Raw genomic sequence first — 24,680 nt, 5'->3', positions numbered from 1 at the left:
GAAAACGCCAGCGTGAGAATGTACGGCATGGACGACCTACTCACCCGCCATCGGCGGGTCATGCCCGCTTGGATGCCCCTGTACTACGACGAGCCGATCGAGCTCGTCACGGGCAAGGGCGCTCGCGTCACGGACAGTAACGGAAAGACCTATCTGGACTTCTTCGGCGGCGTCCTGACCAACTCGCTGGGCTACGACCTGCCGGAGGTCCGGGAGGCGATCGAGCGGCAGCTGCGCACCGGCATCGTGCACACCTCCACGCTGTACCTGATCCGCCGGCAGGTGGAGCTGGCCGAGAAGATCGCGGAGCTGTCCGGCATCCCCGACGCCCGGGTCTTCTTCACCAACTCCGGCACCGAGGCCAACGAGGCGGCGCTGCAGGTCGCCACGAACCGGCGGGGCAGCAACAGCATCCTGGCCGTGCGCAACAGCTACCACGGCCGCACGGCGGCGACCATCGCGGTGACCGGCAACCGGGCGTGGTCGGCGTCGGCCTACAGCCCGTACAACGTCAGCTACCTGCACTCCGGGGACCGCCTGCGGGGGCTGCTGCGGGGCATGAGCGACGAGCGGTACCTCGAGGCGGCCGAGGAGGACCTGCGCGAGGTGCTCGCCACCACGACGGCCGGGCCGGTCGCCTGCCTGATCGCCGAGCCGATCCAGGGCGTCGGCGGCTTCACGCACGGCCCGGACAAGCTGATGGCGGTGTGGCAGCGGGTGCTCGACGAGCACGGCATCCTGCTCATCAGCGACGAGGTGCAGACCGGCTGGGGGCGCACCGGCGAGCACTTCTGGGGCTACCAGGCCCACGGCGTGACGCCGGACCTGCTGACGTTCGCCAAGGGCATCGGCAACGGCATCGCCCTGGCCGGCGTGGTCGGGCGGGCCGAGGTGCTGGAGTCGGTGCAGGGGATCTCGTTCTCGACCTTCGGCGGCAACCCGATCGCCACGGCGGCCGGCAACGCGGTGCTCGACTACATCGTGGAGCACGACCTGCAGGCCAACGCGGCCCGCACCGGGGCCATCCTGCTGGGCGGCCTGCGCGCGGTGCGCAGCCCGATCGTGGTCGAGGTGCGCGGCAAGGGGCTCATGATCGGCATCGAGCTCACGACCCCGGCGGCGACCGCCGCGGTGTTCGAGTCGTGCCGGCGCGACGGCCTGCTGGTGGGCAAGGGCGGGCTGTACGGCACGACGATCCGGATGGGCCCGCCGCTGAACCTCACCGAGGACGAGGCGCGGGAAGGCTTGGAAATTCTGACCAGCGCCCTATCCGAGCACGGAAGTGTTTCGAACTGACTTCGAACTGAGAACGCCCAGGTCAAAAGGTCAATCGCCGGCGGCCGAACCATCCCAAAGGGGGGTTGGTTCGGCCGTTTCTCGTGAAAACCGGCGAATCCCGCCGACCCTCCGCTTGTAACAAAACGGGCTAAATATCGGCGGCAGGCTGCCGCGACCCCCGGCCCGGATGGTCTTCTTGGACGTCCGCAGAACACACCTCCGGACAAGATCAATATTGGGTCTGAGCTGGGGTTTTAGCTACCTTTAAGATCAACTTCTTAGGTAACGGTTTGAAAACTTCGCCCAACTCCTTGACAAGAAGGGCCCCTCAGTAAGAACTTTTACCGCAACAGTTAGGGAACTTTGATGAGGGGGAACGAGATGGCATCTCGCGAGGAGCTCACGACGGCGGTGCAGACCGCTGTCAGCGCCTCGCCGGTGTCCGCCGTTCCGGTCGCCGGCGCGGTGCCCGGCGACGGCTTCTCGATCGCCTCGGCCTCGGCCGGGGAGAGCGTCCTGGTGCGGGTCCGTGCCGGGCTGCCCGAGCTCACCGGCGCCCTGCAGCGCGTCGCCGAGCTGGTCCTCGCCGACCCGGCCGCCGCGGCCCGCTCGACCATCGTCGAGCTCGCCGAGCGCAGCGGCACGTCGCCGGCCACCGTGACCCGCTTCTGCCGGGCGCTGGGCTTCGTCGGCTACGCCGACCTGCGGCTGGCCATCGCCGGCGAGACGGGCCGGGCCGCGCGCACGGGCGGCTGGACGATGGACATCGGGCGCGAGATCCAGCCGACCGACCCGCTGGAGCGGGTGCTCGGGCAGATCATGGCGGCCGACACCCAGGCCATGCACGACACCGCGGCCCTGCTGGATCTGACCGAGGTGGAGCGCGCCGCGGAGGCCATCGCGCGGGCCGACCGGGTCGACATCTACGGCGCCAGCGGCAGCGCGCTGGTCGGCGGCGAGATGCAGTTCTGCCTGCACCGCATCGGCATCCCCGCCTGGGCCTGGGCCGACGTGCACAACGGCCTGGCCAGCGCCGCGCTGCTCAAGCCCGGCGACGTCGCCCTCGGCGTGTCGCACAGCGGGCAGACCCGGGAGACGATCGAGATGCTCGCCGAGGCGAGCAGCCGGGGCGCGACGACGATCGCGCTGACCAGCTTCCCGCGCTCGCCCCTGGCCGAGCTGGCCGACATCGTCCTGCTCACCGCGACGCAGGCCACGACGTTCCGGCCCGACGCCCTCTCGGCCCGCCACCCGCAGCTCGTGGTGCTCGACCTGCTGTACATCGCGGTCGCCCAGCGCACCCACGAGCGCGCCCACGCAGCGTTCTCCGTCACGGCCCAGGCGGTCGCCGGTCACCGGTCGGCCACCGGAAAGGACGCGCCGTGACCACCCTCCAGGACGCTCGCGCGAGAAAGGGCGACGGGATGGCCGTCACCGCTCACGGTTACGTCTCCGCGATCCAGTCGGTCATCGACCGGATCGCCCTCACCCAGGTCGACACCGTCAGCCAGGCGGCCGACCACATCGCCGCCGCGCTGCGCGCCGGCGGCCTCCTCCAAGCGTTCGGCACGGGACACTCCGAGGCGGTGGCGGTGGACTTCGCCGGCCGCGCCGGAGGCCTCGTGCCGACGAACAAGATCCTCCTTCGGGACCTCGTCGTCTATGGCGGCGCGGACCCGAAGATTCTCGAGGACGAGAAGCTGGAACGCGATCCGAGCATCGCGGTCCGGCTCTACGAGATCGCCGCGCCGCGTCCGGAGGACGTGTTCGTGATGGCCTCACAGTCGGGGATCAACGGGGGGATCGTCGAGATGGCGCTGCTGATCAAGCAGCGCGGGCACAAATTGATCGCGATCACATCGGTCGAGCACACCGCTCGGGTGTCCCCCAGGCACCCCTCGGGCCAGCGGCTCGCCGACATTGCCGACGTCGTGCTGGACAACGGCGCGCCGTACGGCGACGCACTGCTGTCGCTGGAGAGCGGCGGCGCGGTCTGCCCGGTCTCATCGGTCACCAACGCGCTGCTCGCGCAGCTGGTGGTCGCGGAGGTCGTGCGACGCATCGAGGCTGCGGGCGAGGTGGCACCCGTCTACCTGTCCGCAAACGTCCCTGGTGGGGACGCGCACAACCACACCCTCGAGTCGCGGTACGCCGGGCGTGTCCGGCGAACCGCCTGACCCGAACCGAGGAGACCCCCAAAATGTCCAATGACCTGACTCGTCGTACCGTCCTGAAGCGGGCGGGGGCCGTGGCCGCGCTCGCGACGCCGGCCGCCGGCCTGCTCGCCGCCTGCGCCGACAGCAGCAACGACACCCCGGCCGACAGCAACACCGGGTCGGTCACCGCGACCAACCCGCTCGGTGCGCCGGAGGACCAGCCGATCAACGTCGTCATCTTCAACGGTGGCTACGGCGACAAGTACGCCACGGACGTGCACGAGCCGCTGTACAAGAAGGCGCACCCGAAGTCCGAGGTCAAGCACCAGTCCAGCCAGGCCATCAGCACCCTGATCCAGCCGCTGATCTCCGGCGGCAACGCCCCCGAGTTCGTCAACAACTCGGGTGAGAAGGCGATGGACTTCGGCGCCCTGGTCGCCGACGGCCAGCTGCAGGACCTCACCGCGCTGTTCGACGCGCCGTCGGTGGACGACCCGAACAAGAAGGTCCGCGACACCCTGATGCCGGGCGCCATCGAGGCCGGCTCGTTCAACGGCAAGCCGTACGTGCTGTACTACGTCTCCACCGTGTACGGCATCTGGTACTCGGGCAAGCTCTTCGGCGAGCACAACTGGAAGGCGCCGGCCACGTGGAGCGAGTTCACCGCGCTCTGCGATGACATCAAGAAGGCCGGTATCGCGCCGTACGCCTACGCGGGTGCGAACGCCGCCTACTACCAGTGGAACATCATCCTCACCAGCGCCGCCAAGATCGGTGGCACGGACGTCCTCAAGAACATCGACAACCTCGAGGACGGGGCCTGGAAGGCCGACGCGGTCAAGCAGGCCGCCGAGGCGTGGGCCGAGATCGGCGCCAAGTACAACCTGCAGGGCGCCGAGGGTCTCAAGCACACCGACGTCCAGCTCAAGCAGAACCAGTACCAGCTGGCGATGTACCCGTCGGGTGACTGGCTCGAGAACGAGCAGAAGAAGGACGCGCCCGCCGACTTCAAGTACCAGGTGCTCACGACGCCGAGCATCACCTCGTCGGACAAGCTCAAGTCGACGGCGCTGCGCGCGGCCGCCGGTGAGGGCTACATCGTCCTGGCCAAGAGCAAGAACCCCAAGGGCGGCCTGGAGTACATGCGCCAGATGCTGTCGAAGGCCGGCGGCAAGGGCTTCACCGAGACGGTGAAGGCGCCCACCATCGTCCAGGGCAGCACCGAGGGCCTGACCTTCACCCCCGGCACCCAGTCCTCGCAGGACGCCCTCAAGGCGGCCGGCCAGGAAGTCTTCAACCTGTACTTCGACGCCTGGTACAAGGACCTCGACAAGGAGGCCCGTACCGCGACCAACGAGCTCATGTTCGGCCGCATCAAGGCCGACGCGTTCGTCGAGCGCATCCAGAAGAAGGCCGACGAGATCAAGAAGGACTCGTCCATCACCAAGTTCAAGCGCTGATCGGAGTCTGATCATGCGGCACGGAAGATACCCCTTCATTGTGGGTTTCCTGGTTGCGCCGGTGACGCTTTACGCGATCTTCGTCCTGTCCCCGTACGTGCAGACGATCCGTCTGTCGTTCACCCAGTGGCGCGGGTTCGTTCCGCCCAAGTGGGTCGGGACGGAGAACTACTCGCGCATGTTCCAAAACCACCGGTTCTGGCAGGCGCTGGAGCACCACGCGATCATGCTGGTCTTCCTGCCGCTGATCACCATCGCGTTCGCCCTGGTCTTTGCCTTCATGCTCAACGTGGGGGGCAAGGGCCAGGGCGGTCAGACCCGCGGCGTCTGGGGGTCGAAGTTCTACCGCGTGGTGTTCTTCCTCCCCCAGGTGCTCGCGATCCCGGTCATCGCGGTGCTGTTCCAGACGGTGTACCGGCCGAACGAGTCCGGCCTGATCAACGGCGTGCTGCTGAAGGCGGGGCTGGACAAGCCGATCGGCTTCCTGATCGAGAAGAACCTGGCGCTGCCCTCGATCATCGCGGTGCTGGTGTGGCAGGCGGTCGGCTTCTACGTGGTGCTCTTCTCGGCGGGCATGGCCAACATCCCCGGCGAGATCTACGAGGCGGCCGAGCTCGACGGCGCGTCCAAGATCCGGCTGTTCTTCTCGGTGACCCTGCCGCTGCTGTGGGACACGCTGCAGACGGCGTGGGTGTACCTCGGGATCATGGCCTTCGACGGCTTCGCCATCGTGCAGGTGCTGGCCCAGGACAACGGCGGCCCGGACGGCGCCACCACCGTCCTCGGCCTGGAGATCTACAACAACATGCAGCAGAACCGCTTCGGCGACGCGAGCACCTACGGCGTCGCGCTGTGCCTGCTGACCCTCACGTTCGCCGCGCTGACGCTGCGCGTCACCCGGCGCGAAGCGTACGAGTTCTGAGAGGCCAGGAATGACCGCCATCATCGGCCGGGAGACGCCTGGCCAGCACAGCGGACCCGGCCACTCCGCCCCCCGGGCGGCGCGGCCGGCCCCCCGGCGCAAGTTCAACCTGCTCGGCAGCATCGGTCACGTCCTGCTGGCCGTGTGGGCCCTGCTCATCATTGTGCCCCTGATCTGGGTGTTCCTGGCCTCGTTCAAGAACACCACCGAGATTTTCAGCGCCCCGTGGACCATGCCGGGCGAACTGCGGTGGGAGAACTGGGGCCGGGCCTGGAACAAGGCGCACGTCGGCAGCTACGTGCTCAACAGCGTGATCGTCGTGAGCATCAGCACGGCCGGCACGATGCTGCTGTCCTCGATGGCGGCGTACGTGCTGGCGCGGTATCGGTTCTGGGGCAACCGGATCCTCTACTTCGCGTTCGTGGCCGGCATCGCGTTCCCGCCGTTCCTCGCCGTCGTCCCGCTGTTCTTCGTCGTGAAGAACTTCGGGCTGCTCAACACCTACACCGGCCTGATCCTGGTGTACATCGCGTACTCCCTGCCGTTCACGATCTTCTTCCTGTCGTCGTTCTTCCGGTCGCTGCCCAACTCGGTGGCCGAGGCGGCGACGATCGACGGGGCCTCGCACACCCGGCTGTTCTTCTCGGTGATGCTGCCGATGGCCAAGCCGGGCCTGATCAGCCTCACGATCTTCAACCTGATCGGGCAGTGGGCGCAGTACCTCCTGCCCCTGGTCCTGATGGCCGGGGCGAAGGACAAGTGGGTGCTCACGCAGGGCATCGCCGACATCTCGACCGCGGCCGGCTACGAGGCGGACTGGTCGGGCCTGTTCGCGGCGCTGAGCATCTCGATCCTGCCGATGATCGTGATGTACATCATCTTCCAGCGCCAGATCCAGGCCGGCCTCACCGCCGGCGCCGTCAAGTAGGTCCCGCACCCTGCGGGGTGCGGTGTAATGGCTCGTGCTCGTCGCGCTGGTGCCGTCCGGGGCCGGTGGTCTGCTCAGACCGCTGGCCGACGACGGCACGCCCGCCGGGCCCGAGCGGTTCGTCCCCGATCTGGCGGGGGCGGTCGCGGAAGTCGAGTCACGCGACCGCCCCCGCTGGCTTTGGGCCTGCACGGCCGAGATCTATCCCCGGTTGGTACGGCGGGGAGTCCGCGTCGAGCGCTGCCACGACCTCGAGCTGGCCGAGGCGCTCCTGCTCGGTGCCGAGGGCGCGTGGGGCCAGCCGCGCACGCTCGCCGCGGCGACCGCCCGGCTCGCCGGGCTCCCGGTGCCGCCGGACCCTCCCGCGCGGCCCGCCGAGCCCCCGGGACTGTCGCAGGATTCGCTGTTCGACGCGTTCGACGCTCCCGCGGTACCGCTGGCAGATCTCCTGACCGTCTATCAGGCCCAGCGGCGGCGGATCGAGGCGCTGCCCGAGCTGCCGTCCGCCCACCCCCTCGCGCCGCGGGCCGGCGGCATGCGCACCCTCGTGGCCGCCGAGTCGGCCGGCGCGCTCGTCGCCGTCGAGATGGGCCTGGCCGGCCTGCCCTGGCGGGCCGACGTCCACGACGCCCTGCTGCGCGAGCTGCTCGGGCCGCCCTCGCCGGTCGGCGGACCGCCGGCCCGCCTGGCCGAGCTCGGCGTCCGGCTCAACGAGGCCCTCGGCCAGCGGGTGCACCCCGACTCGCCGGCCGAGCTGCTGCGGGCCTTCGCCCGGGCCGGCATCATGCTGCGCAGCACCCGCAAGTGGGAGCTGGAGCACGTCGAGCACCCGGCGGTGCCGATCCTGCTGGAGTACAAGGAGCTGTACCGCCTCTGGACCGCGCACGGCTGGTCCTGGCTGGACCAGTGGGTCACCGGCGGGCGGTTCCGGGCCGAGTACATCCCCGGCGGCGTCGTGTCCGGCCGCTGGGCCACCCGCGGCGGCGGCGCCCTGCAGATCCCCAAGATCGTGCGCCGGGCCGTGGTCGCCGACCCCGGCTGGGCGCTGGTCGTGGCCGACGCCGGCCAGCTGGAGCCCCGGGTGCTCGCCGCCGTCGCCGGCGACCGGCGCCTGGCCCGCGCGGGCGCGGCCGGCGACCTCTACGCGGCCCTGGCCACCGACGCGTTCGACGGCGACCGGGCCAAGGCCAAGATCGCCATGCTCGGCGCGATGTACGGCCAGACCGGCGGCAACGCCGCGCCCGCCCTCGCCGCGCTGCGCCGCTTCTACCCGGTGGCGTGGGACCTGGTCGAGGAGGCGGCCCGCACCGGCGAGAGCGGGGGACTGGTGCGCACCTGGCTCGGGCGCACCTGCCCACCGGCCTCGGTCAGCTGGCGGGAGGGCTTCGACGAGCCCGGCGCCGAGGTCGAGTCCCGCGGCGGGGCCAAGGGCCGGGCCCGCGGCCGGTTCACCCGCAACTTCGTCATCCAGGGCACCGCGGCCGAGTGGGCCCTGGTCCTGCTGGCCCGCCTCCGCACGGCGCTGGCCGGCCGCCGCGCGGAGCTGGTCTTCTTCCAGCACGACGAGGTCATCGTGCACTGCCCGCAGGAGGAGGCCCAGGAGGTCGCCGCGGCCGTGCGTGCGGCCGGCGAGGAGGCCCGCCGGCTGCTCTTCGGCGACACCGAGGTGCGCTTCCCCCTGGACGTGTCGATCGTCGAGCGCTACTCCGACGCGAAGTAGGCGGCCCCCCGGGCGTCTCGATCGTCGAGCGCTACTCCGACGCGAAGTAGGCGGCCAGCATGTCCGTGTGCGCCGGGAAGCACAGCTGCGCCGGCTCGAGGGCGATCTCGATGCCCTGCGTCTCCTCGTTGCTGACCGACGTGGGCAGCTCGGCCAGCGGGCGGGCCGGGAGCAGCCCGAAGACGAGGATGCTGCGGGGCACGCTGTGCACGTCGAAGAGGCGCACGTCGCCCGGGTCGGCCAGGATCGTGGTCTCCTCGCGCAGCTCCCGGACCGCGGCCTCCTGCCAGGTCTCGCCCACCTCGATGAAGCCGCCCGGCAGGGCCAGCTCGCCGATGAACGGCGGGATGTTGCGGCGGACCACGAGCACCCCGCGGCCGTTGCCGGTATCGACCGGCAGCAGGGTCACCGCGACCGGCGTGGGGTTGAGCCAGGTCGTCTCGCCGCAGGCCGCGCACACCCGCGGCCAGGCCGACCCTTGCGGATAGGCGGCGCCGCAGTACGAACAGTGATCATGGAGGGCCATGAGCATGCAGCCTACCGATCGCCGCCCGGTCTGGGTCGATCAGAGCGGAGCCGCATCGAGCCAGACTGGGCGGAGCCTGGTCCGGGTCGATCGGAGCGGAGCCTCATCGAGCCGGACTGGGCGGCGTACTAATCTGGTGCGAGTCGGTACGGGACATGACCATTCGTAGGAGCCGGCGCTGAGCGCGATAGTCGGACTGGTTCTCGCCGCAGGCGGCGGCCGCCGGTATGGCGGGCCCAAGGCCCTCGTGCACCACGAGGACGGCCGCCTGCTGGTCGAGCGCGCCGTTGCCACCCTCCGCGACGGTGGCTGCGCGCGGATCTGGGTCGTGCTCGGCGCCGAGGCGGGCCGGGTCCGTGACGAGGCGAAGCTCGGCGACGCCCAGCTGCTGGAGAACGCGACCTGGAAGAGCGGCATGGGCTCCTCGCTGCGGGTCGGCCTGGCCGCCCTGGCCGAGACCGACGCCGAGGCGGTCGCCGTCCTGCTCGTCGACACCCCCGGCATCGGGCCCGACGCCGTGGCCCGGCTGCTGGCCGCCGCCCCGCCCGGGCCGGGCGCCCTGCTGACCGCGACCTACAAGGGCAAGCGCGGCCACCCGGTGATCCTCGGCCGCGATCACTGGCCCGGGGTGAGCACGCTGGCCACGGCCGACGTCGGGGCGCGGGCCTACCTGATCGCGCACGCCGGTGACGTGCAGGGCGTGCCGTGCGAGGACATCGCCGATGACACCGATCTCGACGTACCGCCGGCGGACTGACCCCGTCGTCCGGCTGGCGGCGCGCCCGGCCGCGGCGCTCCCGCACGTCGGCGCCCTCGTGGCGGGCCATACGATCGCGGCGCTCAAGGCGTTGGTGGAGAACATGGAGGTTCGCCGTGCGTGAGGTGTTGGACGAGCTGCTGGGCTGGTGGCGGGCGGGCGAGCCGGTCGGGATGGCCACCGTGGTGCGCACCTGGCGCAGCTCGCCCCGCCCGGCGGGGGCCACGATGCTGGTCGGCCCGGACGGCACCGCCGTCGGCAGCGTGTCGGGCGGCTGCGTGGAGGGCGCCGTGTACGAGCTGGCCCGCGAGGTGGTCGCGGCCGGCGCCCCGGTCGTGCAGCGCTACGGCGTCAGCGACGACGACGCCTTCGCCGTCGGGCTGACCTGCGGCGGCATCATCGAGCTGCTGGTCGAGCCGGTCACCCCGGCGTCCTTCCCGGAGCTGGACCGGGTGGCCGCGGCAATCCGCCGCCGCGACCCGGTCGCCGTCGTCTCCGTCGTCGAGGGCCCCGCCGGCCGCCTCGGCCGCCGGCTCGTGGTCTGGCCCGACTCGGTCGACGGGACGCTGGGCTCGCCCCGGCTCGACGCCGCCGCCACCGACGACGCGCGCGGCCTGCTCGCCGCCGGCCGCACCGACACGCTGCACTACGGCCCGGACGGGGAGCGCCGCGGCGAGGGCCTGACGCTCTTCGTCGCCTCGTACGCCCCACCGGCCCGGATGCTCGTCTTCGGGGCCATCGACTTCGCCGCGTCCGTCGCGCGGATCGGGGGCTTCCTGGGGTACCACGTGACGGTCTGCGACGCCCGCCCGGTCTTCGCGACGTCGAAACGGTTCCCCGGGGCCGACGACGTGGTGGTCGACTGGCCGCACCGGTACCTCCAGGGGGAGATCGACGCCGGCCGGGTCGACGAGCGCACCGTCGTGTGCGTGCTCACCCACGACCCGAAGTTCGACGTGCCGGTGCTGCGGGTGGCGCTCGCCCACGACTTCGCCTTCATCGGCGCGATGGGGTCGCGGCGCACGCACGAGGACCGGATGGCGCGGCTGCGCGAGGCCGGGGCTGGGGAGGCGGAACTGGCCCGGCTGTCCTCGCCGATCGGGCTGGACCTGGGCGCCCGCACGCCGGAGGAGACCGCGGTGAGCATCGCCGCCGAGATCATCGCGGGGCGGTGGGGCGGCGGCGGGGCCCGGCTGACCACCACCTCCGGCCGCATCCACCACGGCTAAGAGTCCGCAGCTCCGGGACGTGGCTGTCCATCCAGGCTCTGTAGATCTTGTCCGGGCCTGGGCCGATCGGCAGCAGCGATACGACTGGCCGGTCGGCGGGTTCGGCGGCGGATGTGGGCTCGGTGCCTGCGTCCGTGGTCATCGTCAGCTGGCCGGCGGTCACGCGTACGGTGCCGCGCACGCCCGCCGGGTCGAGGTGCCGTCGGGCTTCTCGCTGTTCCCGGCCGACCTCGTGCGGCCGCCCCGGCCCTGGCTCGACCGGATCGCCAATACCGTGCGGGTGAGCGAGCACGCACGCGGCGGGCACTTCGCCCCGTTCGAGCAGCCGCAGGTGTACGCCGAGGAGCTGCGCGAGTTCTTCCGGCCCTACCGCGCGTAGCCGCAGCGCGAGGCGGGTGCACCGGAACGGCGCTTATGTGCTCTCCGAGGACCGGTGCTGTAGCCGGCAGTTGGAACAGCCGGTCGCGACGGCGTCATAGAGCTCGAGTGTCACCCGCCGGGGCTGCTTGGTCCGGCAGCTGGGCCGCCGATGACGAACTCGCCGATACGGGTGTGGCCATCGGAGGTGTAGACCGGGACCGTCCGCGGCGGTTCCGTGCCGGTTTGCAGGGTCGTGGGGCCGGGCGGGTTGAGGTCGCGGTTGTAGGCGTAGCCGCGGCGGCCGTTGGTCGCGATGACGGCGACCAGGTCAGGGGCGCCGCGCTCGTTGACCACGCCGTAGGTCAGGCCGTCAGCGTTCTTGCCCCACTCGCTGACGGCGACGTGGGCGTAGGTGGCGCTGAGGGTCCACCGTGCGCCGTCGGCGGTGGTGATCGACGTGGAGTGCTGGCCGGGAGCGAGGGCGAGCTTGTAGGTGGTCACATTGCCGGCTCTGGCGTCGGCCGGCGAGCAGACCAGGGATGCCCCGTCTTCGAACGTGAAGGTGCCGGCGGTGAGGCAGGTCAGCTTCAGCATGACGTCGGTGGTGCCCTTCGGCGCTGCGCCGAGCTCCACGGTGGCGGATCCGGTGCGGGTGACTGTCACGGTGGGGGCTTCGGTGGCGACGACGTCGCCGCCGGGCAGGGAGAGCCACCCGGCGTCCGCGGCGGCGACGCCTCCGCCGAGCACCAGCACGGCGGCGCCAACGCCGGCGACCACACGCAGGCCGGTCCGCCGGCGACGCGCAGAGGTGGCCTCGACGTGCTCGATCAACGCAGCGCGCAGCGCGCTGGCGTAGCAGTCGTTCATCTGCACGGTCATCACAGGGCTCCGGTCCGGTCGAGGGCCGCAGGGAAGTCCGGAAGCTGCTCGCGGATGCGGTGTCGAGCGCGGTGCAGCCGCGTCTTGGCCGCCGCCAGCGTCATCCCCAGCAGCGCGGCGGCGTCGGCCACCGCGCAGTCCTCGTAGGCCACCAGGATCAGCAAGGCCATGTCTCGCTCAGGCAGGCTGCGCAGGGCCTGCCGGAGCCTGGGGTCAACGCCGACGTCCCGGCCGGCCAGGGCCACGTCGGCGGCGTCCGACGCGGCCGGCTCGTGGGGCAGCCGGGCCAGGAAGTCGCGGTAGCGGCGGCGTGCTCGGGCCGCGTTGCGGGCCAGGTTCGCCGTGGTCACCAGCAGCCAGGGCAGCACTGAGCCGTTGACCAACCGCACCACGGCTCGGCGACGCCACAGTTCGAGGAATGTCGAGGCGGTGACGTCCTCGGCGTCGCTGCGGGTGTCGAGCAGTCGGACGGCCTGCCCGTAGACGCGGTCGCGGTGCAGGTCGAACACGGCGGCGAACGCCTGCGCGTCACCGCCGCATGCACGCCGCCACAGCAGCGCCTCGTCCTGCTCGCTCACCGCCACATTCCGTAGTGTCCGCACCCCTCACCGCGGGTTTCACCGGCTTGCTGTGGCAAGGCGACCGGGGGCCGCGCTGCCAGGCCGGCCACCGCGGCGGCGACCGGGTGGCAGGTGGCGGGGCAGGGCGGCGGGCCGGGCGCGCAGTGCGGCGGCGTTCTGCAGGACATCAAGACCATGCGCTGATTGTGTCGCTGAGCGTCAGTGCGAACACCGGCCCCGGCCGCGAGGGCTGCCAGCCGCCGGTCAGCGCTTGGCGGATACCCGCGGCCACCATCGCGGGACGCACAGATCGGCTTTGCAATCCGATCCAGTTGCCGGGATGCGCACACGGCAACGACACGACCAGCAAGGCCCCCTGAGGTTCCTCGGCCCGCTCCACCACGAACTTCAGTGGCGACCAGCCATTGGCCTGGCAGTATGTGGGCCTGCGGCGCACTGTCCAGCGGAAATCGACACCGTTGACGATGATCCGCCGGGAGCCCTTCCTGGCCAGCGTCACCTCCATACCCCCACCGCCCTCGACCGTCTTCAGATCAGCACGGTGGCCATATTCCAGGACAACCACTACCGCTTCCGGAACACAGCCGGGTGCCTTCGACGGGGCCGGAGTTCCAGTGGTGGGACGGCCTTCCGCATGCGGGCGACCCGGGTCCGGGGTCGTGCGGGCGACCCGGTACACGATCCAGGCGATCACTAGGGCGGTCACGGTGATACCGACGGAGCCGACGTTGGGGCCGGTCCAGGAGTTCCAGCCGACGGCCCTTCCCGTCGGTTGTCTAGCTGGTGGCGGCGTCGGTGTAGCGGTCGATCTGTTTGGTGAGCAGGTCCGCGGCGATGTCGGCGGAGGCGTTGAGGAGTCCGCCAGTGCCGGCGCTGGCGATCACCGGTCCGCGCAGGGCGAAGCCCTGCAGGACGGTGCCGTTGCCGAGGTCGCTACGGATCAGAAGGTTAGGGGTTCGAGTCCCTTCGGGCGCGCAACATCAAGAGGCGCGATTGACCTGCGGAAACGTAGATCAACCGCCTCTCTTCGTTCGTTCACAGTGGACCTGATGTGTTCCGAAGTGATCGGCTGTTTCGGAAGGGTCCAGATCGGTTGGCGCCGGTGCGTGCTGGTTCGTGCCGACCCGTCTGGATCTTGGGCCGTGCCTGGCTGGCCGAACTGGCCGCGAGCAGTGTTGTGTCGGCATCTGACGGCGTCTGGATCCGCCCTGCCGTGAAGATCATTACCGGGCGGCTCGCCGCGGTCGGCGAGCGGTTCAACGACGCCCGGTTCCCCGCGACGGCGGTGTGTCACGCCGCCTCGTTGTCGGTGTCGCGAGGTCGGCTACGTCCAGGCCGGCGACCGTGAGCAGGTGTAGCGCCTAGTCCATGTCGAGGTTGTCGAGGATGTCGGCGCCGTGCACCACCCGGCACCATTCCCGGCTGGCGCGGTGCAGCACCTCGAGCCGATGACCTGTCCCGATCTGATCCTCGTGCGGCAGCGTCCGGTGGTGACCACCGCACGCCGGCCGGGACTATCTGGTGGTGCCCGCATCCGGCGGCCTGGTGGGCGGCGCTGACGAGGAACGACCCCGACAGCAGCGCCACTGACGGGGCCATTCGGGTTCATGGCGAGCCGGAGCGCGGCGCCGCAGAACGAGACGCTGTCGTTGATCACGCCGCATGCGGCATTCAGCGGCCCGGCGGCGACGTTGCGGAGCACGCCCTGACCACGACTGACGCCCTGTTCGACGGCTGTTGCGGCACACCTCCCGGGACGCAGCCCCGTCCGATCAGGGACGCGTCACGGCTTGCGGGCCACGGCGCCATACGCGTCGATGTGCTCGGCCGCAGGGTCCTCCGCGCGCCACTGCGTGATCGGCGCGAGGCCGGGGTCCACCATCGTGAGACCCTCGAAGCATCCGGCCAGTTGGTCGGGGCTGCGCAGGATGTACGGGACACCGCCGCTCTCCGCCAGCTTGTTGGCGCCCTCGACCACGGCCGGGGTGGTGTCGGTGCCGTCCCACAGGACCAGGTGGCTGCCGGGTGCGGCGCTGTCCATCACCCGCCCGACGATGGAACGCACCACGTCCAGGTCGGGCTCGTAGCCCATGACGCCCATGAACATCACAGCGACCGGCTCGGAGAAGTCCAGCGTCTTCGCCGCCTCGGCGAGAATCAGCTCCGGGTCGTGGTAGTCGGCGTGGACATAGTCTGTTCGGCCCTCGGTGCTGGAATTGGTCAGCAGGGCACGGGCGTGCACCAGCACCATCGGGTCGTTGTCGACGTACGCGATCCGGGATTCGGGCGCGACCTGCTGGGCGACCTCATGGGTGTTCTGCATGGTGGGCAGGCCCGTCCCGATGTCGAGGAACTGCCGGACGCCCGCCTCGGCCGCCAGGAACCGCACGACCCGGATGAGGAACTGCCGGGACTCGTGCGCCATGACGGCGATCTCCGGATAGACCTGGACCACTGCGTCCCCCGCGGCCCGGTCGGCCTGGAAGTTGTCCTTGCCGCCCATCCAGTAGTTCCAGATCCGCGCCGCGTGTGGCACATCGAAACGAAGCTGCGCGGCGAGCTCGGAATCCGGGTCGACCATAGCCAGGCTCCTATGTAAAAGGCTCGTCGTGTGCGAGGTGACCACTGACTTCTATCGCTGTTGTACGAGTCCGACGTACTCTACAACATCGGCCGGTGGCGGCTACTCCCCGACCTGCTCGGTGACGAGGCGATGGTAGGGCCGCGGGTTGAGTGCCAGGGTGTTTGCGTAGTCGATTGACAGGCGTTTGACCTGGGCGGATGTCGGCGTCCGTGGCCGGGGTTGGGGTGGTGCGGGACAGATGCGATCCATCGGTGATCATGGGGTTGCTGAGACAACATGACACCAGCGAAGGACCGCACCCGCTGATGCCATCATCGGAAGCATTGGCTGCTGGGTACGACCAGCATTCAGACCGGTGAGGTCTTCGCACGGACAGAGCCGATCTTGTATGTCAGCCACGACGCCGACGACGGACTCTGGCAACTCATCGGCGCGAGCGACGCCGACCCCGCAACGGGCAAACTCAGTCACCTTCACCACGCCGTGGAGCACGACCTCACGTTGCTCGACGTGCTAGACCTCGAGCCGGGCGAGAGCGCCTACCGGACCGGGCTGGGCGAGCCCTGGACCAACGAACCGTCCTTCCAGTCGCCCGGCGGCGAGGGGTGATCAGTGATGCTGCCCGGCCGGGACTACCGGCGTGTATGGCCTACCGAGCGTGACAGCCACGCCAACCAGCCAAGCCCGACCGGCGGCATGTCCGCTCAACTGACCTCGGCCGGCCTTGGACGCCGCTACGGATCAGAAGGTCGGATCGCCGGGACGGCTCCTCGGTGCCCCGCCCACCGATCCAGCGAAGAACGTTGGCCAGCGCGAGGCTAGCAACTCGATTTGGGCGACAATGATGACGCGTTCCAGGGGATTAAAAGTCTTTAGCAGTGGCGCCGGCCGCGGGGCTGGTCCAGTAGGCGGTCCTATGCCCAGGCCCGCAGCTTCTGCGGGTTGCGGATCGCCCAGATGTCGGTGATCTGGCCGCCGGCGACCTGGAACGCGAACACGGTGACCGTGACGCCGTCCAGTTGCCCCACCAGCCCGGGCTGGCCGTTGACCGGGCGCTCCACCAGCGTCAGCCCCGGCGCGACGCGGGCGATGCCGAGGTAGGTGCGGGCGACCCGCTGCGCCCCCGCGACGGGCCGCCGCAGGGCGCCGACCAGGCCGCCGCCGTCGGCGACCAGGGTGGCGCCGGGGTCGAGCAGCCCGACGAGGGCCTTGACGTCCTTGGCCTCCCACGCCCGCTTGAAGTCCCGCACGACGCGGGCCCGCGTCCCCGTCGGCGTGGCCGGCCGCCGCGACTCGCGGATGCGGCGGCGGGCGGAGAGGGCCAGCTGGCGGCAGGCGGCCGGCGTGCGGCCGATGATCTGGCCCACCTCGGCGAACGAGTACCGGAAGACGTCGTGCAGGACGAAGGCGACGCGCTCGGCCGGCGTCATGTGGTCCAGCACGACGAGGAACGCCATGCCGACCGACTCGTCGAGGGTGATCCGGTCCGCCGGGTCGGCCACGGCGCCGTCCGCCCAGCCCCGCCGCCCGGGCAGCGGCTCGGGGAGCCACTCGCCCACGTAGCGCTCCCGGCGGGCCCGGGCCGAGCCGAGCAGGTTGAGGCTGGTGCGGGTGGCCACCGTGGTCAGCCAGGCGCCCGGTGCGGCGATCGCGTCGCGCTCCCGCGGGGACAGGGCGTACCAGCGGGCGTAGGCCTCCTGCACGACGTCCTCGGCGTCGGCCAGGGAGCCGAGCATCCGGTACGCCACGTTGGTCAGCTGCCGGCGTTCGCTCATGACTCGGTCGCTCATACCTTCTCCGACAGCACAGCGCACCGGAATGTGAGGTGCGTCCCGCCCGGACACCGAGCCTGACATTGCGGGCGGCTGCGGTGTCGGAACGGGCATGACCGACTTTCAAGCGATCGCCGACCGCGTTGAGATCGAGGCGCTGCGCGGCGAGTTCACCGACGCCGTCATGATGCGCGACCGGGCCCGCCTCGCGTCGCTGTTCACCGAGGACGGCGTGCTGCGCATGCCCCCCGTCGCCGAGATGACCGGGCGCGAGGAGATCCGCGTCGTGGGCGAGCAGCTCCAGGCGCGGTGGGACTTCTTCGTGCAGAACTCGCACCCCGGCATCATCGAGCTCGACGGCGACACCGCGACCGGCCGCACCTACATGCAGGAGATCGCCCGGCTGCTCGACGGCAAGCAGGGCGTGAACTACGCCGTCTACCACGACCGGTACCGGCGCACCGGGGACGGCTGGAAGTTCAGCGAGCGCGTGTACGAGATGCGCTACGTCGACATGTCCCCCCTCGGGGGCAACGCGCCGCGGGCCGGGGCATGACCACCACCGTCCCGCTGCCGCGCGAGACGATCGGGTCCTGAGGATGCCGGGATGGGTCCTGCGCGCCGTCGTCAGCGCGCACCTGGTGGCGATCGCCGCCCAGCCGGTGTTCGCCGGGGTGTACCTCAGCGGCGACTTCGACGCCCTGCGCTGGCACGCGACCGGCGCCGACGTGGTCACCTCGATCGGCTACGTGCAGTTGATCGTGGCGGCGGTGGCCTGGGCCCGCACCCGCCGGCCCGGGCTCTTCCCGCCCACGGCCGGCCTGGTGACGGCCGAGACGGTGCAGTACTTCGCCGGCCTGGACGGCGCGCTGTGGCTGCACATCCCGCTGGGCGTGCTGACCGTCGCCGGCGTCGTGGTGCAGTTCTTGCTCGTCTGGCGGACGGGGGAGGGGACGAGCGTTGGCTGAGCACGACCTGACCCGGCGGCGAGTGCTGGGCCTCGGGCTGGTGGCGGCCGCGGGCCTGTCGGTCTCGGCCGCGCTGGCCCGCCGTCCCGCGGTCACCGGCGCCCAGCTGCGCAGCGCGGTGGCGCTGCCGGAGCCCTACCGCACGCCGCTGCCGATCCCGCCGGTGCTGCGACCGGCCGGCGACGGGAGGTACACCGTCACCCAACGCGAAACGGTCGTGGAGATCCTGCCGGGCGTGCGCACGCCGATGTGGACCTATGAGGGCACCTTCCCCGGCCCGACGATCGAGTCGAGGCGGGGCCGCCCGATCACCGTCACGCACCGCAACGAGTTGCCCGTCCCGACCGTCGTGCACCTGCACGGCGGCCGGACCCCGGCGGCCTCGGACGGCTACCCGACCGACCTGGTCCTGCCGGCGGGCGGCCACCATGCCGGCATGCACATGGGGGGCGACCCGCGGGCCGTGGTGAGCCACCTGACGCGGGACTACACGTTCCCGCTGGAGCAGCGGCCGGCCCTGCTGTGGTACCACGACCACCGCATGGACTTCACCGGCCCGGCGATCTGGCGGGGCCTGGCCGGCCTGCACGTCGTGCGCGACGACGCCGAGGAGAACCTCGGCCTGCCGTCCGGCCCGCGCGAGGTGCCGATCGTGCTCGCCGACCGGGCGTTCGCCGCCGATGGGAGCCTCGCCTATCCCGCGCTCGACCCGACGCTGCAGGAGCGCCCGGGCGTGCGGCCGGCCTACCTCGCCGGCGTGCAGGGCGACGTCATCCTGGTCAACGGCGCCCCCTGGCCGGTGCACGAGGTGGACGCGGCCCGGTACCGGCTGCGGGTCCTCAACGCGTCCAACGCCCGCCACTACGAGCTCGAGGCGCGCACCGACGACGGGCGGCGGCTCGATCTCGTGCAGGTCGGCGCCGACCAGGGCCTGCTCGCCGCGCCGGTCGTGCACGGGAGCCTGCCGATCGCGCCCGCCGAGCGCTACGACGTCGTCATCGACTTCTCGGCGGTCCCGGCCGGCGCCCGCGTGCGGCTGCGCAACCGGATCGGCGAGGGCCGGACCCGCGACGTCATGGCGTTCCGCGTCGCCCGTCGCGCGCCCGACGACAGCCGCATCCCGCCGGTGCTCTGCACCGACCTGCCCGCCTGGCGCCGCCGCGACGCCGTCCGGGTGCGCGACCTCGCGTTCCGCGCCGGGCGGATGGGCGGCGGGCACGGCTGGCTGATCGGCGGGCGCCCCTTCGACCCGGCGCGCGCCGACGTCACCGCCGCCCTCGGCGATGTCGAGGTGTGGCGGCTGGTCGCCGACGTCCACCACCCCGTGCACCTGCACCTGGTCGGCTTCCGGGTGCTGTCGCGGCGGGGCGGGCCGCCGCTGGCGCACGACGCGGGGCTCAAGGACACCGTCGCGCTGCGCCCGGGCGAGGCGGTGGAGATCATCACCCGCTTCGAGGGGTACCGCGGGAGGTACCTCTTCCACTGTCACAACGCCGAGCACGAGGACATGGGCATGATGGCCAACCTCGAGATCACCTGAGCCACGCGGGCCAACCGGCACCGCAGGACCGCGTCCGTCGTGGCGACATGCGGCGCCGCGCTGCGCGGTGTCGCCCTCGGGGGCTACGGTCGAGTCGGACCGGTCGCCGAGCGCTGGAGGTACGGCCGTGCAACTGGAGAACGCCTTCACCGTGCCCGTCTCCGTGCAGCGGGCCTGGGCGGTGCTGCTGGACATCGAGACGATCGCGCCGTGCATGCCGGGGGCCACGCTGAGCTCCGTCGACGGCGACGAGTTCACCGGCACCGTGAAGGTGAAGCTGGGCCCGGTGAGCCTGATGTTCAAGGGCTCCGGCCGCTTCGTCGAGCGCGACGAGGAGGGCCGCCGGGTGGTCATCGCCGCGTCCGGGGCGGACAGCCGCGGCGGTGGCACGGCCCGGGCCACCGTGACCGCGACGCTGGCCGCCGAGGGCGACGCCACCCGGGTGAGCGTCAGCACCGATCTCGACATCACCGGCAAGGCCGCCCAGTTCGGCCGGGGCCTGATCGGCGAGGTGAGCGGCCGCCTGATCGGCCAGTTCGCGGACTGCCTGGCGGCGAAGCTCGCGGCTGCCGAGGAGGCTCCGGTTGTTCCGGTCAGGTCTTCCGAGCCGATCGCCGCCGTGCAGCCCGATGCCGAGCCGATCGATCTGCTCGCGATCAGCGGGGTGGGGTTCGCGGTGCGCCGGGCCGTGCCGTACGTGGTGACCGCCGCCGCTAGCTTCGCCGTGGTGCTGGGCCTCATCTGGTGGATCAAGCGCCGCTGACCGGCCCACCCCGATAGGGTGACCCTGAGTAGTCGTCCTATATCCGAGGGTGATGGCGAAGATGGTCCGCATCGGCAAGGTCCTGGCCCTCGCGTCGCTGGCCGCGCTTGGTCCCGGCCCGGCGAACGCCGCGCCGCCCGAAGGCGTCGTGTTCGGCGCGGCCGGGGCGCAGGAGTCCGGCGGCTACGTGGTGCTGCTCGAGGAGCCGCCCGGGGCGCAGAGCGCGGCGCAGGCCCAGGCGGCGGTGAGCGACGCGGCGCGCGAGCTGTCCCGGCAGTACGGCGGCGACGTCCGCGAGCAGTACAGCGCCACGGTCCGCGGCTTCGCCGTCGACAACCTCACCGACGCCCAGGCCCGGCAGCTGGCGGCCGCGTCCGGCGTGGCCCGGGTCGAGCGCAACACCCGGTTGCGCGCGACGGCCAGCCAGGCCGGCCCGGCGTGGGGCCTGGACCGCATCGACAGCCACGCCAACACCCGCGACGCCAGCTACACCTACCCGAACACCGCCTCGCACGTCACGGCGTACGTCGTCGACTCCGGCATCGCGATCACGCACAGCGACTTCGGCGGCCGGGCGCGCTACGGGCACAACTTCGTCGACCGGGTCACCAACCCCTACGACAACCCGGCCAACAGCGCCAACAGCAACGACCCGGCCAACGCCAACGACTGCGACGGGCACGGCACCCACGTGGCCGGCACCATCGGCGGTGCCACCTACGGCGTGGCCAAGGGCGTCTCGCTGGTCGCCGTGCGGGTGCTGGACTGCAGTGGCAACGGCTTCCTGGCCGAGGTCGTGGCCGGCATCGACTGGGTGACCGCCAACGCCCGCCGCCCCGCCGTGGTCAACATGAGCCTCGGCTCCGACGACACCTCCGTCATTCTCGACGCCGCCCTGCGCCGCTCCATCGCCTCCGGCCTGACCTGGTCGGTGGCGGCCGGCAACGGCGACGCCGACGACAACCCCCTCGACGCCTGCACCAACTCGCCCGGCGACGTCGCCGAGGCGCTCGTCGTGGGCGCCTCCACCATCGACGACCACCCCGTGCGCTGGTCGGACTACGGCCCGTGCGTAGACCTGTATGCGCCGGGGGAGGGCATCACCTCGGACTGGATCGGCGGCGCCACCAAGACGCTTGACGGCACGTCGATGGCCGCGCCGCACGTCACCGGGGCGGCCGCGCTGATCCTCGAGGCGCACCAGGACTACAGCGCCGAGCAGGTCCGCAACGCGCTGGTGCAGAGCTCGACCGTCGGGGCGCTGAACATGTCGTCCTATCCGGCGTACGCGGCCGCCACCTCGCCGAACCGGTTGCTCTTCGTGCGCCAGTCCGACCCGCCGCGCCCGGCGGGCCGGCCGCAGAGCCTGTTCAACCCCCGCTTCGGCACCACCGAGGTCTACGCCCGGGCCACCGGCACCGACCACCTCGTCTACGCCTACTGGTCCGGCGCCTGGTCGTCGTGGACCGACCTCGGCGGCGCGGTGGCCGGCGACCCGGCGGTGCTCTACAACCCGCGCTTCGGCACCACGGAGGCGTACGCGCGGCTGTCGAACAACCACATCGCGTACCGCTACTACTCCAGCGGCTGGTCGGACTGGATCGACCTCGGCGGCGCCGCGGCCGGCAACCCGGCGGTCATCTACAACCCGCGCTTCGGCACCACCGAGGTCTACACCCGCACCGCCGCCGGCACCCTCGCGTACCGCTACTTCAGCAACGGCTGGTCGGACTGGATCGACCTCGGCGGCGCGCTGACCGGCGACCCGGGCGTGCTCTACAACCCGCGCTTCGGCACCACCGAGGCCTACGCGCGCACCGCCGCGGGCCTGGCCTACCGCTACTACCTCGGCGGCTGGGCGGACTGGATCGGCCTCGGCGGGGACGTGCGGGGCACCCCGTCGGTGCTCTACAACCCGAAGTACGGCACGACCGAGGTCTACCTGCGCACCGCCGGCAACACGCTCGCCTACCGCTACTACCTCGGCGGATGGTCGGACTGGATCGGCCTCGGCGGCAGCCTGGACACGGACCCGTCGGCGGTCGTCAACCGTTCGTCGGGCACGACGGAGGTGTACGTCCACACGCCGGGCGCGGAACTGCAGTACGTCTACTACCTCGGGGGCTGGTCCGGCTGGAACAACCTGGGCGGGGCCAACACCGGCGCGCCGTCCGTGCTCTACAACCCGCGCTTCGGCAGCACTGAGGCCTACACGCTGGCCCAGGACGGCCACAGCTACTACAAGTACTACGCGGGCGGCTGGTCGCCCTACATCGACCTGACGCCGTGACCCGCCCCGCTGAACGGGCAGGGTTCGGTCACGGGCAGGGTTCGGTCACGGGCAGGGTGAACCCCTCCACCTCGGACGGCGTCGAGCCGGTCGCGATCCACTCGGCCACGGCCGCCCCGGTCGCCGGCGCCATCATGATCCCGGTGGTGAAGTGCCCGCCGGCGAACCAGGCGTTGTCCAGGCCCGGCAGCCGGTCCACCACGGGCTGGCGGCCCTCGATCCAGGGCCGGAAGCAGCACCAGCGGTGGCTGATCGGCGCCTCCGCGGCCCCCGGCAGCAGCGTCGCCAGGGCCTTCGCCATCGGGTCGGCGACCTCCGGCCGCACCTCGGGGCCGGCGTCGTCGTCGAACGTGCCGCCGCAGACCACGCCGCCGCCCGGCAGCGGGGTGCCGCCGCCGTAGGGCCCGGCCAGCACGCTGCCCAGGCGCCACGGCCCGGGGGCGACTGCGAGCATGTGCCCCTTGACCCAGCGCTGCACCACGCCGGTGTGCCAGGGCCGCGGTACCAGCCCGGTGGCCACGACCAGCGCCCCGGGCGCGAAGTCGCCGGCCGTGGTGTGTGCGACCGCGACCCGGTCGCCGCGCATCGACACGCCGAGCAGCCCGACCCCGGTGGCCACCTGCCCGGCCCGGCCGGCCAGCGCCGCCGCCAGCCTTGCGGGGTGCACCGCGAGCTGCCCCTCGGCGAGCACGGCCGACGCGCCGTCGGGCAGCCGCACGTCCGGCTCCAGGTCGCGCACCTCGTCCTCGGTCAGGGCGCGCAGCGGGGCCGGCAGCTGCCGCGGGACCTCCGCGCGGATGTCGAGCCAGCGGGTCCGGCGCAGCCCGATCGCGCCGTCCCACTCGGCGTCGAGGTCGAGGTACAGCTGCCGGCTCCGGCGACCGAACGCCACGAACTGCGGCGTGTCGGTCAGCAGGTGCATGTCCGGTGCGACCGAGCCGCCGTTGCCGGAGGAAGGCCCCGGCACGAGCCGCGGCGCGCGCTCGATCAGCACGACGCGCTCGAAGCCGCGCCGCCGGCAGAACGCGGCCGCCGCCAGCCCGATCGCGCCGCCCCCGACGACCAGCACGTCGGGAGTGCGGTCCAGGTCCTCCGGCCGCCCGGGCGCCAGCGCGGCCCGCTCGTGCGCCGTCAGCAGGTCGTCCCACACCGTCACGCGATCATGAACGAGGTCAGTTCCGGCAACGCGGTCAAGTCCCACGCGATCAATCCTGCCTCGTCCGCGATCTCCTCGGGGGCACGGGTGACCCTGCCACCGCCGATCGGCGTACCACGGGTCCCGGGTCATCGAACCCCGGCGATCCTGCCCTGCGCGGCCTCAGCCCTGCGCGGCCAGGCGGCGCCCCTCGGCGAAGAAGGCCGCGATGTCCGGCACCTCGCGGACGGGCCGGCCGGCGCCGAAGGACATGTTCCAGAAGTCCCCGGTGCGGGGCGTCCAGGGCCCGATATAGGCGTACGGCTCGTCGATCGCCGTGTCCCCCGCGGACACCCCGTAGTTCACCTCGTCGAGCGAGACCCCGACGTCGAAGTGCTCGGGCCACAGCACCGGCGCCGCCTCCCCGCCCAGCGTCCGCAGCGCCGCGTCGCCGGCCGCGAACGCGCCCAGGATCTCCCCGGCCCCGTCGAGCACGACCCGGTCGTCCGGCCCCGCCCCCGACCCGTCCGCGTAGATCCCCTCCGGCGCCCCGATCCCGACCCCGGCCTCGTCCGCCAGCTCCCGCAGGGTCCGCCCGGCCAGCGGCACCCGCCGCCCGCCGGCGAACAGTGCGTCGGCGTTCACCCGCAGGTCCGGCCCGGCCACGGTGGCGAAGCCGTCCTGGGTCACCCGCAGCCGGATGGTCCCACTGGCCCGATGCTGCGGCCCGGCCAGCACCAGCTCGGCCAGCCCGTGCAAGGAACGTCGCGTCGCATTGGTCACCCCACAATGCTGTCATCCGCCGCCGCCCGAACCGCCTCACGCCGGGCCG

The 24,680-nt window shown here is 71.8% G+C and carries 24 protein-coding genes; 16 read left to right on the top strand and 8 right to left on the bottom strand.

Translation table 11 applies throughout. The features are described from left to right. The first annotated feature begins 27 nt into the window (after positions 1–27). From AB0M46_RS36555 to AB0M46_RS36525, 7 genes are all read left to right on the top strand, one after another. Entirely contained in the window at positions 28–1,296 is a 1,269-nt protein-coding gene (locus AB0M46_RS36555; RefSeq protein WP_363343806.1) for an aspartate aminotransferase family protein, read from the top strand. Positions 1,297–1,659: 363 nt separating this feature from the next. After that, on the top strand, positions 1,660–2,664 hold the full coding sequence (locus AB0M46_RS36550) for a MurR/RpiR family transcriptional regulator (RefSeq protein WP_363343804.1): 1,005 nt from the start codon (positions 1,660–1,662) through the stop codon (positions 2,662–2,664). 38 nt (positions 2,665–2,702) lie between these two features. Beyond that, a complete protein-coding gene (locus tag AB0M46_RS36545; RefSeq protein WP_363343825.1) occupies positions 2,703–3,455 on the top strand; it encodes an SIS domain-containing protein in 753 nt (250 codons plus the stop codon). 23 nt (positions 3,456–3,478) lie between these two features. Next, positions 3,479–4,894 (top strand): N-acetylglucosamine/diacetylchitobiose ABC transporter substrate-binding protein, encoded by a 1,416-nt coding sequence (gene ngcE / locus AB0M46_RS36540; RefSeq protein ID WP_363343802.1) that lies wholly within the window; start codon positions 3,479–3,481, stop codon positions 4,892–4,894. A 61-nt stretch (positions 4,895–4,955) separates the two neighbouring features. Next, on the top strand, positions 4,956–5,816 hold the full coding sequence (locus AB0M46_RS36535; protein ID WP_363343800.1) for a sugar ABC transporter permease: 861 nt from the start codon (positions 4,956–4,958) through the stop codon (positions 5,814–5,816). Positions 5,817–5,826: 10 nt separating this feature from the next. Next, on the top strand, positions 5,827–6,744 hold the full coding sequence (locus AB0M46_RS36530) for a carbohydrate ABC transporter permease (RefSeq protein ID WP_363343798.1): 918 nt from the start codon (positions 5,827–5,829) through the stop codon (positions 6,742–6,744). A 34-nt stretch (positions 6,745–6,778) separates the two neighbouring features. Further along, positions 6,779–8,464 (top strand): bifunctional 3'-5' exonuclease/DNA polymerase, encoded by a 1,686-nt coding sequence (locus tag AB0M46_RS36525; protein ID WP_363343796.1) that lies wholly within the window; start codon positions 6,779–6,781, stop codon positions 8,462–8,464. A gap of 31 nt (positions 8,465–8,495) precedes the next feature. Here the strand turns inward: AB0M46_RS36525 and AB0M46_RS36520 are convergent, their stop codons facing one another. Continuing rightward, positions 8,496–8,990 (bottom strand): NUDIX domain-containing protein, encoded by a 495-nt coding sequence (locus AB0M46_RS36520; RefSeq protein ID WP_363343794.1) that lies wholly within the window; start codon positions 8,988–8,990, stop codon positions 8,496–8,498. 178 nt (positions 8,991–9,168) lie between these two features. Between AB0M46_RS36520 and AB0M46_RS36515 the strand changes: the two genes are divergently transcribed. The 3 genes from AB0M46_RS36515 to AB0M46_RS36505 all read left to right on the top strand — a co-directional run bounded on the left by AB0M46_RS36515 (position 9,169) and on the right by AB0M46_RS36505 (position 11,355). Next, complete coding sequence (locus AB0M46_RS36515; RefSeq protein WP_363343823.1) at positions 9,169–9,747, top strand: nucleotidyltransferase family protein; 579 nt, start codon at positions 9,169–9,171, stop codon at positions 9,745–9,747. Between the two features lie 116 nt (positions 9,748–9,863). Continuing rightward, a complete protein-coding gene (locus AB0M46_RS36510; protein WP_363343792.1) occupies positions 9,864–10,976 on the top strand; it encodes an XdhC/CoxI family protein in 1,113 nt (370 codons plus the stop codon). 19 nt (positions 10,977–10,995) lie between these two features. Further along, the gene (locus AB0M46_RS36505; protein WP_363343790.1) at positions 10,996–11,355 is read left to right on the top strand and encodes a hypothetical protein; all 360 of its coding nucleotides are present in this window, start codon (positions 10,996–10,998) and stop codon (positions 11,353–11,355) included. Positions 11,356–11,465: 110 nt separating this feature from the next. Here the strand turns inward: AB0M46_RS36505 and AB0M46_RS36500 are convergent, their stop codons facing one another. The 4 genes from AB0M46_RS36500 to AB0M46_RS36485 form a co-directional block, all read right to left on the bottom strand. Then, positions 11,466–12,215, bottom strand: a complete 750-nt coding sequence (locus AB0M46_RS36500; RefSeq protein ID WP_363343788.1) for a hypothetical protein — start codon at positions 12,213–12,215, stop codon at positions 11,466–11,468. After that, the gene (locus AB0M46_RS36495) at positions 12,215–12,793 is read right to left on the bottom strand and encodes a sigma-70 family RNA polymerase sigma factor (protein WP_363343786.1); all 579 of its coding nucleotides are present in this window, start codon (positions 12,791–12,793) and stop codon (positions 12,215–12,217) included. Before AB0M46_RS36495 ends, AB0M46_RS36500 begins: the two co-directional genes overlap by 1 nt. A gap of 169 nt (positions 12,794–12,962) precedes the next feature. Then, entirely contained in the window at positions 12,963–13,301 is a 339-nt protein-coding gene (locus AB0M46_RS36490) for a hypothetical protein (protein WP_363343784.1), read from the bottom strand. Between the two features lie 1,278 nt (positions 13,302–14,579). Continuing rightward, positions 14,580–15,377, bottom strand: a complete 798-nt coding sequence (locus AB0M46_RS36485) for an SAM-dependent methyltransferase (protein WP_363343782.1) — start codon at positions 15,375–15,377, stop codon at positions 14,580–14,582. Between the two features lie 387 nt (positions 15,378–15,764). On the opposite strand from AB0M46_RS36485, the gene AB0M46_RS36480 reads away from it, so the two are divergent. After that, on the top strand, positions 15,765–15,989 hold the full coding sequence (locus AB0M46_RS36480) for a hypothetical protein (RefSeq protein WP_363343780.1): 225 nt from the start codon (positions 15,765–15,767) through the stop codon (positions 15,987–15,989). Between the two features lie 305 nt (positions 15,990–16,294). Here AB0M46_RS36480 and sigJ read toward each other — a convergent pair whose 3' ends face one another. After that, positions 16,295–17,170: an RNA polymerase sigma factor SigJ gene (sigJ, locus tag AB0M46_RS36475; protein WP_363343779.1), complete on the bottom strand. Its 876-nt coding sequence runs from the start codon at positions 17,168–17,170 to the stop codon at positions 16,295–16,297. A 94-nt stretch (positions 17,171–17,264) separates the two neighbouring features. Between sigJ and AB0M46_RS36470 the strand changes: the two genes are divergently transcribed. From AB0M46_RS36470 to AB0M46_RS36450, 5 genes are all read left to right on the top strand, one after another. Then, positions 17,265–17,708, top strand: a complete 444-nt coding sequence (locus AB0M46_RS36470) for a nuclear transport factor 2 family protein (RefSeq protein ID WP_363343777.1) — start codon at positions 17,265–17,267, stop codon at positions 17,706–17,708. Between the two features lie 43 nt (positions 17,709–17,751). Further along, a complete protein-coding gene (locus tag AB0M46_RS36465; protein WP_363343775.1) occupies positions 17,752–18,120 on the top strand; it encodes a hypothetical protein in 369 nt (122 codons plus the stop codon). Continuing rightward, a complete protein-coding gene (locus AB0M46_RS36460) occupies positions 18,113–19,660 on the top strand; it encodes a multicopper oxidase domain-containing protein (protein WP_363343773.1) in 1,548 nt (515 codons plus the stop codon). The genes AB0M46_RS36465 and AB0M46_RS36460 overlap by 8 nt, the downstream gene beginning before the upstream one ends. A 127-nt stretch (positions 19,661–19,787) precedes the next feature. Beyond that, positions 19,788–20,423: an SRPBCC family protein gene (locus tag AB0M46_RS36455; protein ID WP_363343771.1), complete on the top strand. Its 636-nt coding sequence runs from the start codon at positions 19,788–19,790 to the stop codon at positions 20,421–20,423. 52 nt (positions 20,424–20,475) lie between these two features. Continuing rightward, entirely contained in the window at positions 20,476–22,713 is a 2,238-nt protein-coding gene (locus AB0M46_RS36450) for a S8 family serine peptidase (protein ID WP_363343769.1), read from the top strand. A 28-nt stretch (positions 22,714–22,741) separates the two neighbouring features. On the opposite strand, the gene AB0M46_RS36445 is transcribed toward AB0M46_RS36450, so the two are convergent. Beyond that, positions 22,742–23,869, bottom strand: a complete 1,128-nt coding sequence (locus AB0M46_RS36445) for an FAD-binding oxidoreductase (RefSeq protein WP_363343767.1) — start codon at positions 23,867–23,869, stop codon at positions 22,742–22,744. Between the two features lie 162 nt (positions 23,870–24,031). Continuing rightward, entirely contained in the window at positions 24,032–24,631 is a 600-nt protein-coding gene (locus AB0M46_RS36440; protein ID WP_363343765.1) for a hypothetical protein, read from the bottom strand. Positions 24,632–24,680: the final 49 nt, after the last annotated feature.

Source organism: Dactylosporangium sp. NPDC051485, assembly GCF_040682015.1.
Classification (GTDB): Bacteria; Actinomycetota; Actinomycetes; order Mycobacteriales; family Micromonosporaceae; genus Dactylosporangium.
Note: the sequence above shows the minus strand (reverse complement) of the source record. Positions and strands in the feature narration are given on the sequence as shown.